The sequence below is a fragment of the Microbacterium sp. 20-116 genome (genome assembly GCF_041079415.1).
Taxonomy (GTDB): domain Bacteria; phylum Actinomycetota; class Actinomycetes; order Actinomycetales; family Microbacteriaceae; genus Microbacterium.
The window spans coordinates 73033-88224 of sequence record NZ_JBFYGP010000003.1 but is presented as its reverse complement, the minus strand read 5'-3'; the positions used below and the strand labels follow the sequence as shown (position 1 = coordinate 88224).

17 protein-coding genes are annotated in these 15192 nt (G+C 67.9%); 9 read left to right on the top strand and 8 right to left on the bottom strand.

The features are described 5' to 3' along the window. Nucleotides 1-8: 8 nt before the first annotated feature. Nucleotides 9-1478 (top strand): glycosyltransferase, encoded by a 1470-nt coding sequence (locus AB6V29_RS07765; RefSeq protein WP_307315055.1) that lies wholly within the window; start codon nt 9-11, stop codon nt 1476-1478. Nucleotides 1479-1569: 91 nt separating this feature from the next. Here the strand turns inward: AB6V29_RS07765 and AB6V29_RS07760 are convergent, their stop codons facing one another. Together AB6V29_RS07760 and AB6V29_RS07755 are read right to left on the bottom strand one after the other, a co-directional pair. Further along, entirely contained in the window at nt 1570-2511 is a 942-nt protein-coding gene (locus AB6V29_RS07760) for a response regulator transcription factor (RefSeq protein WP_307315057.1), read from the bottom strand. 121 nt (nt 2512-2632) lie between these two features. Beyond that, on the bottom strand, nt 2633-3658 hold the full coding sequence (locus tag AB6V29_RS07755; RefSeq protein ID WP_267786130.1) for a glycoside hydrolase family 6 protein: 1026 nt from the start codon (nt 3656-3658) through the stop codon (nt 2633-2635). Between the two features lie 75 nt (nt 3659-3733). On the opposite strand from AB6V29_RS07755, the gene AB6V29_RS07750 reads away from it, so the two are divergent. Further along, entirely contained in the window at nt 3734-4054 is a 321-nt protein-coding gene (locus AB6V29_RS07750; protein ID WP_210072331.1) for an ATP-dependent DNA ligase, read from the top strand. 6 nt (nt 4055-4060) lie between these two features. Here the strand turns inward: AB6V29_RS07750 and AB6V29_RS07745 are convergent, their stop codons facing one another. After that, complete coding sequence (locus tag AB6V29_RS07745; protein WP_267786131.1) at nt 4061-4516, bottom strand: MarR family transcriptional regulator; 456 nt, start codon at nt 4514-4516, stop codon at nt 4061-4063. A gap of 186 nt (nt 4517-4702) precedes the next feature. Here AB6V29_RS07745 and AB6V29_RS07740 point away from each other — a divergent pair, with 186 nt between their 5' ends. After that, nucleotides 4703-5029: a hypothetical protein gene (locus AB6V29_RS07740; protein WP_369357928.1), complete on the top strand. Its 327-nt coding sequence runs from the start codon at nt 4703-4705 to the stop codon at nt 5027-5029. Nucleotides 5030-5041: 12 nt separating this feature from the next. On the opposite strand, the gene AB6V29_RS07735 is transcribed toward AB6V29_RS07740, so the two are convergent. Then, on the bottom strand, nt 5042-5335 hold the full coding sequence (locus AB6V29_RS07735; RefSeq protein ID WP_369357926.1) for a hypothetical protein: 294 nt from the start codon (nt 5333-5335) through the stop codon (nt 5042-5044). Between the two features lie 168 nt (nt 5336-5503). On the opposite strand from AB6V29_RS07735, the gene AB6V29_RS07730 reads away from it, so the two are divergent. The 4 genes from AB6V29_RS07730 (at nt 5504) to AB6V29_RS07715 (ending at nt 7555) form a co-directional block, all read left to right on the top strand. Then, a complete protein-coding gene (locus AB6V29_RS07730; RefSeq protein ID WP_210072327.1) occupies nt 5504-5881 on the top strand; it encodes a hypothetical protein in 378 nt (125 codons plus the stop codon). Between the two features lie 7 nt (nt 5882-5888). Next, complete coding sequence (locus AB6V29_RS07725) at nt 5889-6431, top strand: 2'-5' RNA ligase family protein (RefSeq protein ID WP_307315073.1); 543 nt, start codon at nt 5889-5891, stop codon at nt 6429-6431. Continuing rightward, nucleotides 6425-6802 (top strand): PPOX class F420-dependent oxidoreductase, encoded by a 378-nt coding sequence (locus AB6V29_RS07720; protein WP_307315076.1) that lies wholly within the window; start codon nt 6425-6427, stop codon nt 6800-6802. The genes AB6V29_RS07725 and AB6V29_RS07720 overlap by 7 nt, the downstream gene beginning before the upstream one ends. A 261-nt stretch (nt 6803-7063) precedes the next feature. Beyond that, a complete protein-coding gene (locus AB6V29_RS07715; RefSeq protein WP_307315078.1) occupies nt 7064-7555 on the top strand; it encodes an FBP domain-containing protein in 492 nt (163 codons plus the stop codon). Between the two features lie 31 nt (nt 7556-7586). Here the strand turns inward: AB6V29_RS07715 and AB6V29_RS07710 are convergent, their stop codons facing one another. After that, nucleotides 7587-8408 carry an endo alpha-1,4 polygalactosaminidase gene (locus AB6V29_RS07710; protein WP_369357923.1) on the bottom strand — a complete coding sequence of 274 codons (822 nt, stop codon included), beginning with the start codon at nt 8406-8408 and terminating at the stop codon, nt 7587-7589. 258 nt (nt 8409-8666) lie between these two features. Here AB6V29_RS07710 and AB6V29_RS07705 point away from each other — a divergent pair, with 258 nt between their 5' ends. Then, nucleotides 8667-9554 (top strand): helix-turn-helix domain-containing protein, encoded by an 888-nt coding sequence (locus tag AB6V29_RS07705; protein ID WP_369357921.1) that lies wholly within the window; start codon nt 8667-8669, stop codon nt 9552-9554. 33 nt (nt 9555-9587) lie between these two features. Here AB6V29_RS07705 and AB6V29_RS07700 read toward each other — a convergent pair whose 3' ends face one another. The 3 genes from AB6V29_RS07700 to AB6V29_RS07690 form a co-directional block, all read right to left on the bottom strand. Continuing rightward, nucleotides 9588-10553, bottom strand: a complete 966-nt coding sequence (locus AB6V29_RS07700) for an LLM class F420-dependent oxidoreductase (RefSeq protein WP_369357919.1) — start codon at nt 10551-10553, stop codon at nt 9588-9590. A 115-nt stretch (nt 10554-10668) separates the two neighbouring features. Continuing rightward, nucleotides 10669-11691 (bottom strand): TerC family protein, encoded by a 1023-nt coding sequence (locus tag AB6V29_RS07695; protein WP_267786139.1) that lies wholly within the window; start codon nt 11689-11691, stop codon nt 10669-10671. Between the two features lie 228 nt (nt 11692-11919). Continuing rightward, complete coding sequence (locus AB6V29_RS07690) at nt 11920-12489, bottom strand: TetR/AcrR family transcriptional regulator (protein ID WP_210072319.1); 570 nt, start codon at nt 12487-12489, stop codon at nt 11920-11922. 119 nt (nt 12490-12608) lie between these two features. On the opposite strand from AB6V29_RS07690, the gene AB6V29_RS07685 reads away from it, so the two are divergent. Beyond that, the gene (locus AB6V29_RS07685; protein WP_369357917.1) at nt 12609-15170 is read left to right on the top strand and encodes an MMPL family transporter; all 2562 of its coding nucleotides are present in this window, start codon (nt 12609-12611) and stop codon (nt 15168-15170) included. The last annotated feature ends 22 nt before the right edge of the window (nt 15171-15192 follow it).

Genomic DNA, 15192 nt, shown 5'->3' with positions numbered 1-15192 from the left:
ACACCGCCATGACCGATGCGCGCAGCTTCACCCCCCACGCCCGGGACTTCGATATGCACCCGGGCGCGCTGGGAGCCGCCGGCGAGCACGGCTTCGCCGATGACTTCGCCGCGGTGCTCGAGAACACGTCGGTGCACCGTTCCACGATCGGTTGCGTCATCCCCGCCTACAACGAGGAAGAGTCGATCGCCGACGTCATCGAGGCGTTGCTCGCTCAAACCCGCGTGCCGGACGTCATCCACGTGGTCGTCAACAACACCTCCGACGCCACGGTGAAGATCGCTTCGGAGTACAGCGGCCCGCACGAGCTGAGCACCGAGCTCGGGGAGCAGTTCACCGAGGTCTTCGTCCACGACATCGGTAAGAACCCCGACAAGAAGGTCGGCGCGCTCAACTACGGGTACTCCCTCGTCGAGGGGTACGACTATCTCCTCGGCGTCGACGGAGACACCATCGCCGACAGCAAGGCCGTCGAGTACCTCGAGACCGAGGCGATCTCCGACTCCCGCATCGGCGGTATCTCTGCGATCTACACGATCGACGACAAGCCCATCAAGGGCCTCGTCGCCCGGTTCCTCACCGCCGGCCAGCGCACGCAGTTCGCGGCGTTCAACCTGCAGAACATGCTGCGCGGTCGCAACATGGCGGTGCTCGGCGGTCAGTTCTCGATCTTCTCCACCAATGCCCTGCGCGACGCGATGAAACAGAACCACCAGAGCACCCCGTGGGTGAAGGACTCCGAGGTCGAGGACTCCCTGCTGTCCCTGCAGATCAAGAGCGCGGGCTACTTGACCAAGATCAGCCCGTACGCTCGCGCCGATGTGGGCGGCATGACCACGCTCTCCGGTTACGACGCCCAGCAGGTGAAGTGGACCTATGGCGCCATCGAGCTGATGTGGCCCGGACAGCGCGGCGACACCAAGGGGCAACCGTTCCACCCGAATCTCCGTCTGCGTTGGTTCGAGAACTTCGGCATGCTCACGAACCTCTTCGTCCGCGTGGCCTTCCTGACCCTTCTCGCCGGGTCGCTGACGATCCACGCCTTCGTCTTCTCGCCGCTGTGGCTTATCCCGCCGGTGATCGCCATGCTGCTGAACCTCCGCATCGCCCGCACGATGAAGAACGTCGACCGCACAGACGTCCTGTTCGCGGTGCTGTTCTTCCCCGCGGAGATCTTCATGTGGATCCGTATCAGTCACTTCGTCCGCTCGTGGACCCGATTCCTCTCGCGCAAGAAGGTCGACAACTGGGCGATGCAGGCCAAGGCCGAGCGCGGTGGGGGACTCGGACACTGGACGCCGATGGTCGTGCTCATCGCCGTCGCCATCGCCCTCGCGGTGATCTGGGTCATGGTCGGCCCCATGGTGCAGTCGTCGATCCTGTGGATCGGTTGGCCCATCGTCGGCGTCGTGACCGTTCTTCAGACGCTCCTCATGTTCTCCAAGCTCGTCCGTCGCCACCACGGCTTCAAGGTCTGACGGACGCAAGATCTGATACGCCCGAACGCATCAGAAACACGGATGCCTCGGCCCTGGGGAGGGTCGAGGCATCCGTCATGTGTGCGGGGCGTCAGGGAGTGGAGAGCAACTCCGAGGTGAGGCGATAGCCCACCCCACGTACCGTTTCGATGTAACGCGGGTTGGCCGGGTTGTCGCCGAGCTTGCGGCGCAAATTGGTCATGTGCGCTTCGATCGCCCGCTTGTCGGCTTCTCCGACGAAGTAGCTCGTCACGTACGACTCGCCGCGCAGGACCAGAGTGAGGTCGGCCTTGCTGCGCACCCGCCGCTTGGACTCCATCAGGGTCGCGAGCAGGTCGAACTCCGTGCGGGTGAGTTCCAGCTCCTCCCCGCCGACCCGCACGAGGCGGCTGTCGGGATCGAGCAGCAGATCTCGGTGAGCCACCCAGGCGCCACCGGTGGGCGTGAGTTCTCCGGCCGCCGAGCGGGGGACGATCTCGCCACCCGGCGCCGCCTCGCGCGGCTCCGGGCCCTGGGAGGACGGCACGATGACGGCCGCCGTGGAAGGAGCGCTCGCCGCCTGCGGTGCGACGGGTGCCTCGGGGCGCCCGGCGGGGAAGGACGGGCCCACGCTGTCTTGGCGGGGGGCCGAGGAAGCGGCGGACTCCCCGGCGCGGGGGCGGCGGAGCAGCGCTTCGATGCGCGCGCGGAGCTCGCGGGGGCGGAACGGCTTCACGACGTACTCGTCGGCGCCGGCGCCGAGGCCGAGCACGACGTCGGCCTCTTCTTCGAGACCGGTGAGCATGATGATGTAGGTGTCGCTCTTCTGACGAATCCGACGCGCGGCTTCGAAGCCGTCGATGCCCGGCATGTTGACGTCCAGCGTGGTGATCAGCGGCTGATACGCGATGACAGCGCGAACCCCGTCGATGCCGTTGCCGACGGAGACGGTCGAGAACCCCGCAGACTCGAGCACTTCGACAAGCAGGTGGCGGATATCGGGATCGTCTTCCACGATCACGGCTGTTTTCAGCATCTCGGTGCTGTCGCTCATGTCACCCACTCTTCCGGCTTCGCACGGGACCGTGCCCGCGTTCTTCCCCGAGTCGCGGCGTCGCAGCGCGACGAGCGCAATTTTGGCACACATCGCGGCTGCGACGCGGTCGACTCGGAGCTCAGCGCTGTTCGCGTGTCAGTTCCGCTGCCGCGGCAGGCCACCATACGCCCGCGGCGGGACCGCCGTTGCACTCGCCGTCGCTCTCGCCCGCAGGCTTGATCCATAGGTTGGTGTCGACGACGTCGTCGCCGTACGAGCCGCCCGGGCTGCCGACCAGGCGGTCGGAGGGATTGCACCATTCCGAGCCCGCCGGTCCTGCGCCGTTGCGCGAGGTGTCGATCACGGCGTGAGTGCCTCCGAGAAGATCGGACAGGGCGTGCGCGTAGGCGAACTCGGCGGCGGTGTCCTGGTAGTTCGAGACGTTCAGGGCGACGCCGCGCACTTCGGGCAGAATCCCCATCGCCCGGATGAGCCCCGCCATTTCAGCGGCAGGGTGCCAGGCGGAGTGGCCGCCGTCGATGTAGACCCACGTGTTGGTGCCGCGGATGTTCTCGACAGCTTGCTGCAAGTACCCGGCGCGATCGCTCACGGACCCGCACGAGGAGGACAAAGCGATGCTGTCGGGCTCGAGCACCACGATCTTCTGGAGGTCCGACGCGTTGCGCAGGGCATCGCCGATGCGTTTCGTCCATTGCGCGTATGACGAGGGGTCGAGGCCTCCGGCCGAGTGGTTTCCACAGTCACGGTCGGGCAGCCCGTAGACCGCTATCGAGAGCGACGCCTTCTGATCGCGAGCCTCCGCTGCGAGGTGTGCGATGCGGTCCCACACCTCGTCGACGGGGTCGATCTCGGGGGTGAGCCAGTAGGTGGTGGGCTGCAGGGAGAGCCACTGCGCGGCGGCCACCTCGTCGGCGTCCCCGCCGCCCGAGCGAGCAGCCTGGGCGGCCTTGGACTCGTTCGGTGCGACGATCCGGGTGTCGACGGCCGGTGGTTTCGCCGACAGGGTCTGGAAGAGAGTGGTCACCAGGCTTCCGACGACGCCGATTCCCGCGATGACCGCCACGATCGCGACGACTGCGCCAGCGACGAGAAGCGCGCGGGGGAGCCGTCGTCGGGGCCGCTTCGGCCGAGATGATCTCGCCACGTTCGGAACTCTAGTCGAGGTGGCACCCGCCGGGGTCGAGGTAGTTAATCGGGTGAAGCGATATAGACTCACTTCGTGGGAAAACTGGTTTACAACACCGCGGGTCATTCGTTCGATATCGAAGATCGGACGCTCTCCCACCTTCGCATGGTCTTCATGAACAAGCTGCGCAGAGGCGAGTCGTTCATGTTCCACTTCCCGATGGGCGACGGCAGCGGCACGCGTACGCTCTGGATCTCTCCGTCCATCCCGCTCGTCTTTCACTTCTACGGCAGTCGTGCGCCGCAGCTGAATCGTCGGTGGATCGAGGACCTCATGGACGAAGCCAGCTCCCCGCAAGGACTCAGCGTCACGGCCGAGCCCGACCCCGAGTCCGTCCTGACGTCGTCGGGCTGAGCCGACTCAGGCGCATTCGGCGTCGACGACCTCTCGGACACGGTCGAGGAATGCGGCGATTTGGTCGGCGGTGTCGCTGGGCAGTCCCAGGGCGAACTCGCGGACGCGGGCTGTCACAGGGTCGATCGCATCCGGGTCTGTGTCGCGATCGAACGGGACGACGAACTTGCTCCGGCGGTCCGACGGGTTGGCGACGAAGTCGACGAGGCCGCCCGCGCGCAGGCGGTCGAGCATTCCTGTCACCGATGCTGTGGAGATGCCCAAGGACTGCGCGATCTCGGTCGGAGTCAGGCTCCCCCCGGCATCCGCGCGTTCCAGGATGAGCCTCATCGCCGCGCGGGCGTTCTCGCTGGGGCCGCAATCGGACTGCCGGCGACGAGCAAGCCGCGCTTCCGCCAAGCGGAGCCGTTCTACCGCGCGCGCTGCCGTCTTCGCGTGATCGTGTTCGGTCTCGAGCGTCATAGGTCTCCTCGGGGTTGGGCCCCGTCTGAGCATTCTAGTTAGGTTGCCGAGATTCCAGCCGACCGGCTTATTCCGGCTCGAGTCCAACAATCTGGGGTCGCGTCGAGACTTCTTTCTCAGTTCATATGCACGACAGTCGTGATCTCGTATCATTTCCGGCAGGACGCACCCGGGAAGGAGAGGCCGATGGGCTCACTGTTCTACGGGTCTTCCGCGAGTCCGATCCGCATGCCCGACCGCATCCTCGCGCACATCAAAGTCGTCGTCGCGACCAAGCTGCGGCGCGGGGAGAGCTTCACGATGTCATGGCGGCATCCCTCCGGTGAACCGACCGGCCGGAGCACCCTGTGGATACAGTCGTCCATTCCGCTGCGATTCGTCTTCGCCTCCGCGGAAGCCGAGGTTCTCGACCCGGTGCTCCTCCACTCGCTCGCGAATTCCGCGAACTCTTCCGGAGGCCTGACTCTCGAGCTCGACGACATCACCGAGGCCGTCACCTCCGACGCGCGCTGAATCGTCGAGATCTCAGCGGTGCGCTCGCGCGTGCCGGTGGGCGATCGACGACACCCACTCGAAGCCCGGGCACGGGGGAGCGGTTCGCCCTCGCATGCGTTCCCACGCTTCGACGTAGATCCCCTCGAGCAGAGTGTCAGCGATCCCCGCGACACCCGTCAGCGACAACAGCACCGCATAGATCCGCGGTGCCGTCGCGTCGTAGAACTCCACGAAGGCGTCGCAGTCGCCCATCGCCGCGCGGACGAGGAGGGCGTCCAGATCCTGCTCCCGGCTCTCGCGGGTCGCGGGGTCGGTCATGGTCACGGTGCACCTCCTTCGTCTGGTGACAGTCAATCGCCGCGCGACGTGGGAGGCCTGGGGTTGCGCAATCGGGACGTGTGTCGTAGCGGTCGGCGATGGCCGGGCGGGACGTCCGTCGCGGGTGCCGTCAAGCCCGACCTGTGAGACAGACAGGCACCCTACGGTGAGTCCATGAAATCTGTTGTGCGCTGGGCTCTCGCCCTGGCGATGGTGTTCGCCGGTGTCTCACACCTGACCTTCGCGCGTCGGGACTTCCAGGCGCAGGTGCCCGACGCTCTCGTGGAGAAAGGTCCTCTCGATCGCGACGCCGTGGTCGTGGCATCCGGGGTCGTGGAGGCCGCATTCGGACTGTCGCTGCTGGTCCTTCCCAAAGAGCGGCGCCGCATCGGTGCTGCGCTCGCGGCCTTCTTCGTGGCCATCTTCCCCGGCAACATCGATCAATGGCGTAAGGGACGCTCGGCGTTCGGGCTCGACACCGACAAGAAGCGCTTCGGGCGGCTGTTCTTCCAGCCGCTGCTCGTGGCGGCCGCGTGGTGGTCGACCCGGTGACTCCTCGATGACGGACGTCGTCAGCCTCGAACTCGTCTTCGATGACGAGACCGACGCCGCCGTCCGCGCGGAGTGGGATGCCCTGCTCGCCGCGGATCTGCCGAGCCAGGCGCGGCATCGGGGAGAGAGCAACCGGCCCCACGTGACGTTGCTCGTCCGATCCGCACTGGCACCGTTCGACGCTGCCGTCCTGCAAGAGATCTTCCCCCTCTCGCTCGTACTCGGTGCCCCGGTGCTCTTCGGTGCGGGACGGCATCGTGTCATCGCTCGCACGGTCGTACCCTCGCCGGCGCTGCTGGCTCTGCACACCCGCATCCACGAGCTCGCCGGACCCGGTGCCGACGTCGACCACACGGTGCCGGGCGCGTGGACCGCGCATGTCACCCTGGCTCGGCGGGTTCCGCTGGAGCGCATAGGCGAGGCGCTGGGTGTCCTCGCGGACAACGGCGGGAGAGACATCTCGGGTCGGGCCGTCGGGATTCGACGATGGGATGCCGCCGACAAGACGGTCACCGACCTCGTCGGACGTGGCACCCTGGAACAGTGCTGACCGACGACGCCCTCTCCTTCCTCCGCGAGTACCACCTGGCCACCCTGTCGACCGTGGGGCGCTCGGGTCGCGTGCACGCGGTGCCCGTCGGGTTCACCTACGACGACGGTGTCGTCCGGGTGATCGGATCGCGCGGGACGCAGAAGTTCGTCAATGCCGAGCGCAGCGGCCGCGCCTCGATCTGCTCTGTCGACGGCGCGCAATGGATCAGCTTCGAGGGCGCTGCTCGGGTGAGCGATGATCCGGATGCCGTGGCGCACGCGGTCGAGCTGTACGCGGCGCGCTACCGCCAGCCGCGCCCCAACCCCGACCGCGTCGTCCTCGAGATGGCCGTCGAGCGTGTGCTCGGTTCGGCAGCGTTTCGCGCCTGATCGGCGTATCCTGGGGCCATGTCCCCCATCACCTCGTCGATGCCCTCCGGGCGTGAGGGGGTCGTCGGCGTGTGGAGCGCCGACGGCACAGGCGCTGTCCAGGCCGTCTTCCTCGCCGGGTGACCGGCGCGGGTGCCCCGCTCTGCCGGGTGAGCGCCCTCCTCGCTCGTCCTCTTCGTGACGGGCGCATCGCCGCGCGATCCGATCGCGCGTTCGTCGCCGCGCCGCCGCGCGCGCCGCGGCCCATCGACTGGACGTCCCATGCACGCTCTCTCTTCTTCCGCCATTCGATCCAGCTTCGTGAACGTCTCGCTCCGCGAACGCAGCTCGATCGTCGTTCCCGCCGACCTCGACGCCATCGCGTGGGACCGTCTCGACTACTTCGGTTGGCGCGACGCCAAGACCCCGCTGCTCGGCTTCGTGATCGCCGAGATCGACGGAAGCCCCGTCGGCCTGCAACTTCGGCAGACCGAGCAGCCCACACGCACGCGACCGCAGTGCTCATGGTGTTCCGATGTCACGCTGCCGAACGACGTCGTGTTCTTCTCCGCGCGTCGGGCGGGCAAGGCCGGACGCGCGGGGAACACCGTCGGCACCCTGGTGTGCGCGCGGTTCGAATGCTCCCGCAACGCGCGGCGTCTGGATCCACCGGCCTACCTCGGTCACGATGCGGCTGCGGCTCGCGACCGCCGGGTGGAGGCGCTGCGCACACACGTCGACACGTTCTTCCGCGACCTGCGCGACGGCGTGTGAGAGCGGCTGACCGGCGTGCGAGAGCCGCCGGTCAGCCCGACCGATCCGCGCACGCGGCGAAGACGTAGTCGGGATCCGTCGGCGTCGAGAGCTTCCGATCGCGCAGGACCGTCGAAGCCGGGGTCGCGGCATCCGCGCACACGTCGGCGAAGGTTCGCGGGAGTCGATCGGCGTACTCGATATCGATGACCTGGTCGCCGTACACCCCGGTGTAGGCGTCGCACTCCGCGAAAGCGGCGCATTCCTCGGCGACGGCGAAGTCGAAGCCCGCCGCGTCTTTCAGCGCGGCCGCGAACTCCGCGGCGTTCTTCTGACCCGCGGCCAGACCCGAGGAGTGCGCGAGGTCGACGAGCACTCGAGCGAGAGCCGCGTTGTCGTCGAAGCTCATCGCGCCGTCGGTGCGCGTGAAGGTGTCGAGGTTGTCGAATTCGACCGCGCGGAATCCGGATGCCGCGCACCCTCGGATCCACGGAGCGACGGTCTGGGCGATGAGGGCGCGCTTGTCGGCGGTCGAGGTGTCGAGGATGACCTCGTCGGGCCAGGCGGGGTCGATGACCGGTGCACCGCTGCGAGACAGCGTGGTGCTCGCGGGCCAGTCGCTCTGCTCGCCAGGCTGTGTTTGGAAGGCGTTGACGTAACAGATGGAGTACGCCCCCTCGGCCGGCTGCGCGGTGCGGTCGCGAACCACGATCTGTACGGAATCCGGCGGGTCGTAGGGGCCGCCCAGCTGGTAGTCGATCGCGGCTCGGGGTGGGAGAGCGGCGGAGGGCGGGACGGAGGGGACCTCAGCCGAGCAGGAGGAGAGGGCCACGACCCCGGTGATGACCCCGGCGAGGAGCGAGGGGCGGCGCATGCGCCCACCTTATTCGGCAGGTCGGGCCGTCGGGCGAGCGCCGGACGCGATAGTGTTCAGTGTCTCCCCCGGACACGAGTCGACGTATCTACGTCCGAGGGGGAGAACGGTGTCGGCAGAAGCGCTCGGCGCGGGGGACGCACGTCCCCCGGTCCGCCGTCAGTATCTCGTCGAGGGAACGAGCATTCGGGGCGCGCAGATCGCGGAACGGAGGCCGATCACCTCGTCAGATCGTCCCGCGGGGGAGCGATGACCCACGTGACCACCGACGTCCGCCTCGATGCTGTGCTGAACGCGCTCGCCGATCGCGTGCGCGAACTGCGGCGCGAGCGCGATCTCAGCGTCGTCGCCCTGTCGTTCGAGGCGGGGATCTCGGAATCCCGCGTACGCGCGATCGAGTCCGGGCGCTCGACGGCATCGCTTGCGACCCTCGTGGCCCTCGCGGAGGCCTTCGAGATCGAACTCTCGGAGCTTTTCGGCGAGACCGCGCGAGGCGGCTTCGATCGCGATGAGTCGAGCCGTCCTGACGTGTCGCACGAGGTGACGTGGGGCGGGGAGCTTCCGCCCGCGCCATGGATGTCCGCCTCTTCCGAAGTCCCCGCGCCGAGCCCCTACGTGGTTCCGAGCGAGGTGGTGTGGGGCGACGAACTCCCCGCCGCTTCATGGACCACAGCGAGGGCCGGTGCCGATATGCCGGAGCTGGTCGGTCTCGCGCAGCCGAGCGCGCCCGAGTCGGCACCGATCCCGTCGACCCAGAAGATCGGGGGAGGCCCGCTTCCGCCGGCGCCGTGGGTCGCGGAAGCGGACGCCACCGTCGTGCACGCATCGGATACCGATCAGCCTCCGGCCCCGTCAGCCGCAGCTTCGGGGGTTCACGATTCCGCGTCCCACCAGGGCGGGAAGGGGAGTCCCCGCTACGTGCTCGTCGCGCCGAGCACTGCCGCCGCACCGCGGGAACCTCGCACATTCTCGGATCTGCGTGAGGGGATCCTCGCGGGGCGTGATTTCGATTCGCTCCGCGAGTTCGCGGTGGCCGCCGCCGCCGAGGCCGGCCACTCGGTCGTCACCGTCGCGCGGATCTTCCGTCTTCCCGTGTGGAAGCTCGAACGGTGGGTCGCCGAGGCGGGATACGTCGGCCGTCGGTGAGTTCGGGGTGCGCGTGGAGCGCACCCCGAACCATCAGAGAGCTCGAAGCTTCTCGAGCAGGGGCGCGGCGATCTCGTCGACGAAACGCTGTTGCTGCGCGTCACCCACCTGAACGATGGCGATGTCGGTGAAGCCCGCGTCGATGAAGGGACGCACGCTCTCGGCGAGCTCGTCGAGGTCGGGACCGCACGCGATGGACTCGGCCACATCTTCCGGCCGGACGAACTGCGACGCGCCCGCGAAGCCGGCCGGCGTGGGCAGATCGGCATTCACGGCCCACCCGCCCGCGAACCATCGGAACTGGTCGTGGGCGCGGGCGATCGCGGTCTCCTTGTCAGGGTCCCAGCTGATGGGGATCTGACCGATCTTGCGAGACGCGCCCTCGTGGTGCTCGTCCCAGCCCTGGATCAGCTCGCCGTCGGGCTCGGTGGTGATGAGGTGGTCGCCGAGAGGGGCGAAGCGCGCGATCGAGTGCTCACCGGAGACGGCGACACCGATCGGGACGCCACCCTCGGGGGCGTCCCACACGCGAGCCGAGTCGACGCGGAAGTACTCGCCGTCGTAGGTGACCAGATCCCCGGTGTGCAGAGCACGGATGATCTCGATCGCCTCGACGAGCATGTCCTGCCGCGCGTGGACGGCCGGCCATCCCTCGCCCACCACGTGCTCGTTCAGGTTCTCGCCCGAGCCGAGCCCCAGCGTGAAGCGGCCGTCGGACAGCAGCTGCAGGGTGGCGGCCTTCTGAGCGACGACGGCAGGGTGATACCGGACCGTCGGGCAGGTGACGTAGGTCATCAACTCGACATCGCTGGTGGCCTGCGCGACCGCTCCGAGCACGGTCCAGGCGTAAGGTGCGTGGCCCTGGCTGGTCAGCCACGGGGAGTAGTGGTCGCTCGAGACGAGGAAGTCGTAGCCGGCGCGTTCCGCGCCGACGGCGTAGTCGACGAGGGCTTTGGGGCCGCTCTGCTCGGTCATGAGGGTGTAGCCGAATCGCGTCATGTCGGCCACGGTAGAGCGGCGGTGCCCGCCGATCGCCGGGGTTGCGCTCACCGCGGGGATGCGGCAGGAACGACGAAGGGCCCGCGGCCGTCGCCGCGGGCCCTTCGTCCGGACGTCAGTCCTCGGGGGCGTGGATGACCTTCTCGCCGTCGAAGGTCTCGCGATCCTTCTTCTTGTCGTCGTTGCGGGTCTTGCGGAGGCTGAGGAACGTCGCCACGGCCACCGTTCCCGCGATGAACAGCAACGAGAACCAGATGGGGATCTCCGGAACCCACAGCAGCGGTTGCCCGCCGTTGACGAAGGGCAGCTCGTTGACGTGGAGAGCGTGGAAGACGAGTTTCACGCCGATGAACGCCAGGATGACGGCGAGGCCCTGTGCGAGGTAGACGAGACGCTCCAGCAGGCCGCCGATGAGGAAGTACAGCTGGCGCAGCCCCATGAGTGCGAAGGCGTTGGCGGTGAAGACGATGTATGCCTCGTTCGTCAGGCCGTAGATGGCCGGAATCGAGTCGACGGCGAAGACGAGGTCGATGAAGCCGATCGCGATGATGACCAGCAGCATCGGGGTGACGAAGCGCTTTCCGTTCTTGCGGACGGTCAGCTTGTCGTCGTTGTACTCCTCGCTCACGGGGAGGATGCGACGGACGAAGCGCATGAACTTGCCGTTGGCGGGGTCGCTCTCGCCGTGCGAGAAGGCCTGGCGGTAGGCGAGGAAGAGCAGCAGTGCACCGAAGATGTAGAAGATCCAGGAGAAGTTCTCGATCAGCGCCGCGCCCACCGCGATGAACGCGCCGCGCATGATCAGCGCGATGACGATGCCGATCATCAGCACCTTCTGCTGGTAGATCTTCGGCACCGCGAACCCCGTCATGATGATCAGGAACACGAAGAGGTTGTCGATCGAGAGGGCCTTCTCGGTCAGGTACCCGGCGAAGTACTCCCCGCCGTAGGTCCATCCGGAGAACACGCCGATCCCGACGCCGAACAGCAGGGCCAGGCCGATGTAGAAAGCCGACCAGCGGGCCGACTCGGCGATCGAGGGCTCGTGGGGCTTGCGGACGTGGGCGAAGAATTCGAACACGAAGAACGCGATGGTGATCGCGATCGTGATGATCCAGATCAAAGGGGTGACGCCCATGGCGACCTCCAAGGGTGAGTAGGTGTGCGACAAGACACCAAGGTCTCCTCCACCCGGGAAACGGGCCGACGTCCCGGGCTCACGATGGCGTGATCCGTATTGACGAGAACGTCGCGGTGGGAGTACTCCCCTTGCTGAGCACGATTGTACGTCATGCGACTGTGCGCGCCCGGTCTGGACGTCGGCTTCGCCGTTGTGGTATCCGGATTCCGCGATCCGGCCGATCTCTCAGTGCGGGGGAGCGCTGCCCACGATGGCGTCGACGAGGGTGAGCATGTCTTCTGCGTCGAACTCCTCGCGGCTCAGGGCCCGCAGGATCACGGCTCCGAGCAGGGCGTCGGCGGCGGCGTGCAGTCGGGGGCCGGTGACGCCGCCCATCGCCCGCGAGAGGCTTTCGGTGAGCGGGGCGGCGAGGATCTCGGCCCGGAGCCGTCGACCGGTCTCGGCGCTGCCCGCCGCAGCGGCCACGAGAGATCGCAGCAACCCCTCTCCGTCGGGACTCGCTCGCAGGGTGAAGAGGTCCGTCAGCCAGGCGGCGAGATCGGTTCGGGGGTCGCCCGTGTCGGGCAGCTCTCGCTGACCGCCGAGGATGCGCCCCTCGAGGATGGCCTCGGCGATGACGTCGCCCTTGCTCGCCCACCACCGGTAGATGGTCTGTTTGCCCACGCCCGCACGTCGAGCGATGCCCTCGATCGTGAGGTGGTCGTAGCCGCGCTCGACGAACAGTGCGACGGCCGCGTCGAGGATCGCCAGGCGTGCCGCCTCGCTGCGGACGGGTCCACTGCGCGGAAGGGTCATGACACACATTCTGAACGATCGCGGGGCAAAACGAGACGAGACGGTGCGTGTTATCTTTGCCCCGACTTGTCGGAGCCGACGGTGCTCCCTCGCGTGCACCGCACGAGAGGAACATCCCCATGGCTGAACTGCTGCACCGCCTCGGAACGTTCGCGGCGCGCCGCGCGTGGACGGTGATCGTCGCCTGGGCCGTGATCCTCGGCGTCGTCGTGGGCGGCTTCCTCGTCGGGTACAAGGGGCTCAGCTCGAGTTTCGACATCCCGGGGACGGCCTCCGGGGACGTGATCTCCGAACTGCAGGGCGAGCTCCCCGATTTCGCCGGCGCATCCGGAGCGGTGGTGTTCCGCACCGATGACGGCTCCGCTCTCACCGACGAGCAGAAGACCGAGATCTCGGCCCTGGTGGCCTCGGCGAGCGACCTGCCCGATGTGGCCCGCGTCACCGATCCGTTCACCGCCCAGCAGCAGCTCGAGGATCAGCGCCAGCAGGTCGTCGATGGTCGCCAGCAGCTCGAGCAGGCCCGCGCTCAGGCGGAGTCGGGCCAGCAGCAGCTGGACGCGGGGAAGGCGCAGCTCGAGGCCGGACAACAGCAGCTCGACCAGGGGAAGGCGCAGATCGAAGCCGCGCCGCTGCCCTCCGCCCAGAAGCAGAGGCAGCTGTCCGCCCTCGAGGCGCAGCAGCAGCAGATCGACCAGCAGCGCTCCGCTCTCGAGCAGCAGCAGGCGCAGCTGACCGAAGGCCTCGCCCAGATCGACGCCCAGCAGACCCAGCTCAATGACGGCTCCGAGCTGCTGAGCTTCGCGGATGCCATCCGGCTGGTATCGGAGGACGGCTCGACGGCGATCGTCAACGTCTCGTTCGACAAGCCGCGTCTCGAGCTCACCGAGGCGTCGAAAGAAGCGGTCGTGGAGCATTTCACCGCGAAGGCGGTCCCCGGCGTGGACGTGGCGTTCAACACCGAGATCTCCCAGGGGGTGCCCGAGATCTTCGGGGTGGGCGAGATCGTGGGCGTGGCCATCGCCGGCATCGTCCTCGTCGTCGTGCTGGGGTCGCTGCTCGCGGCATCCTTCCCGATCGCCACGGCGATCATCGGCGTCGCCATCGGCGCCATGGCGACGTTGTCGTTCTCGGGTGTCATTCAGATGGCATCCGTCACGCCTTTCCTCGGGGTGATGCTGGGCCTCGCGGTCGGCATCGACTACGCGCTCTTCATCCTCTACCGCCACCGCAGGCAGCTCCTGGCGGGCGCGGATGTCCGCGAATCGATCGGGCTCGCCAACGGGACGGCGGGCAACGCCGTCGTCTTCGCCGGGTCCACGGTCATCGTCGCGTTGCTGGCGCTGAACATCACCGGCATCCCGTTCCTCGGTCTGATGGGAACCGCGGGGGCCGTGAGCGTCCTGGTCGCGGTGCTCATCGCCGTCTCGCTGACCCCCGCCCTGCTCGGGCTCGCGGGCATGCGCATCCTCAGCCGCAGGGCGCGCGCTCGCGCGACCGCCGCATCCGGCGCCGTCGAGCACCCGCGCCGCGCCGCCCGAGCCGAGACCGGCCCGGTCGCGACGAACGGGCGGGCCGTGCGCCCGATGTCGACGGTGCGCGCCACCGTGACGATGCTCGTGGCGACGGTGGTGCTTCTCGTGATCGCCATCCCCGCTCTCTCGATGCGCCTGGGGTTGCCCGACGGCGGTAGCGAAGCCGAGGATTCCACCGGGTACAAAGCCTTCACCTGGAGCGAGGAGGCTTTCGGCGCCGGATCCAACGCCCCGCTTCTCGTGACGGCCGCGCTCCCCGCCGGTACCGCCGAGGCCGACGTCCAGGGCCTGCAGCTCGACGTGGCCCGCGAGCTCTTCTCTCAGGACGACGTGGTGGCGGTGGCACCCGTCGCGGTGTCCGAGGACCGCACGCTCGCCGCGTTCCAGGTCATCCCCGCCGAGGGACCGAACGCGGTGTCCACCGATCGGCTGGTGCGCGACCTGCGTTCGCTCCCCCCGGTCGACGGAGACATCGACCTCGGCGTCGCGGGCGCGGCGGCCATCAACATCGACATCTCCGAGGGGTTGGCGGACGTTCTGCCGATCTACCTCGTGGTCGTCGTCGGTCTGTCGTTCCTCATCATGGTCATGGTCTTCCGCTCTCTGCTCGTACCGCTGATCGCCACCCTCGGCTTCGTGCTGTCCCTGTTTGCGACGTACGGAGCAGTCACCGCGGTCTTCCAGTGGGGATGGCTCGGCGGCCTGTTCGGGGTACACAACCCCGGACCGATCCTGAGCTTCCTGCCGGTAATCCTGGTCGGCATCCTGTTCGGCCTGGCGATGGATTACCAGCTGTTCCTGACCACCGGCATGCGTGAGGCCTGGGCGCACGGCGCCGCTCCGCGGCTGGCCGTGGCGCAGGGCTTCCGGGCGGGCCGCACCGTGGTGATCGCTGCGGCGATCATCATGATCTCGGTGTTCTCGGGCTTCATCACCTCGGAGGCCGTCATCATCAAATCGTTCGGTCTGGGGCTCGGCCTCGGAGTGCTCTTCGACGCGTTCATCGTTCGTATGCTGCTGATGCCCGCGATCATGCACGTGCTGGGCGGCGCCGCCTGGTGGCTGCCCAAGTGGCTCGATCGCATCGTGCCGAACGTCGACGTCGAAGGCTCGGCGCTCGAGCGTCGCCATCCGGGACACCACGGGTAGTGAGCATCCGCGGCCGGGGGAG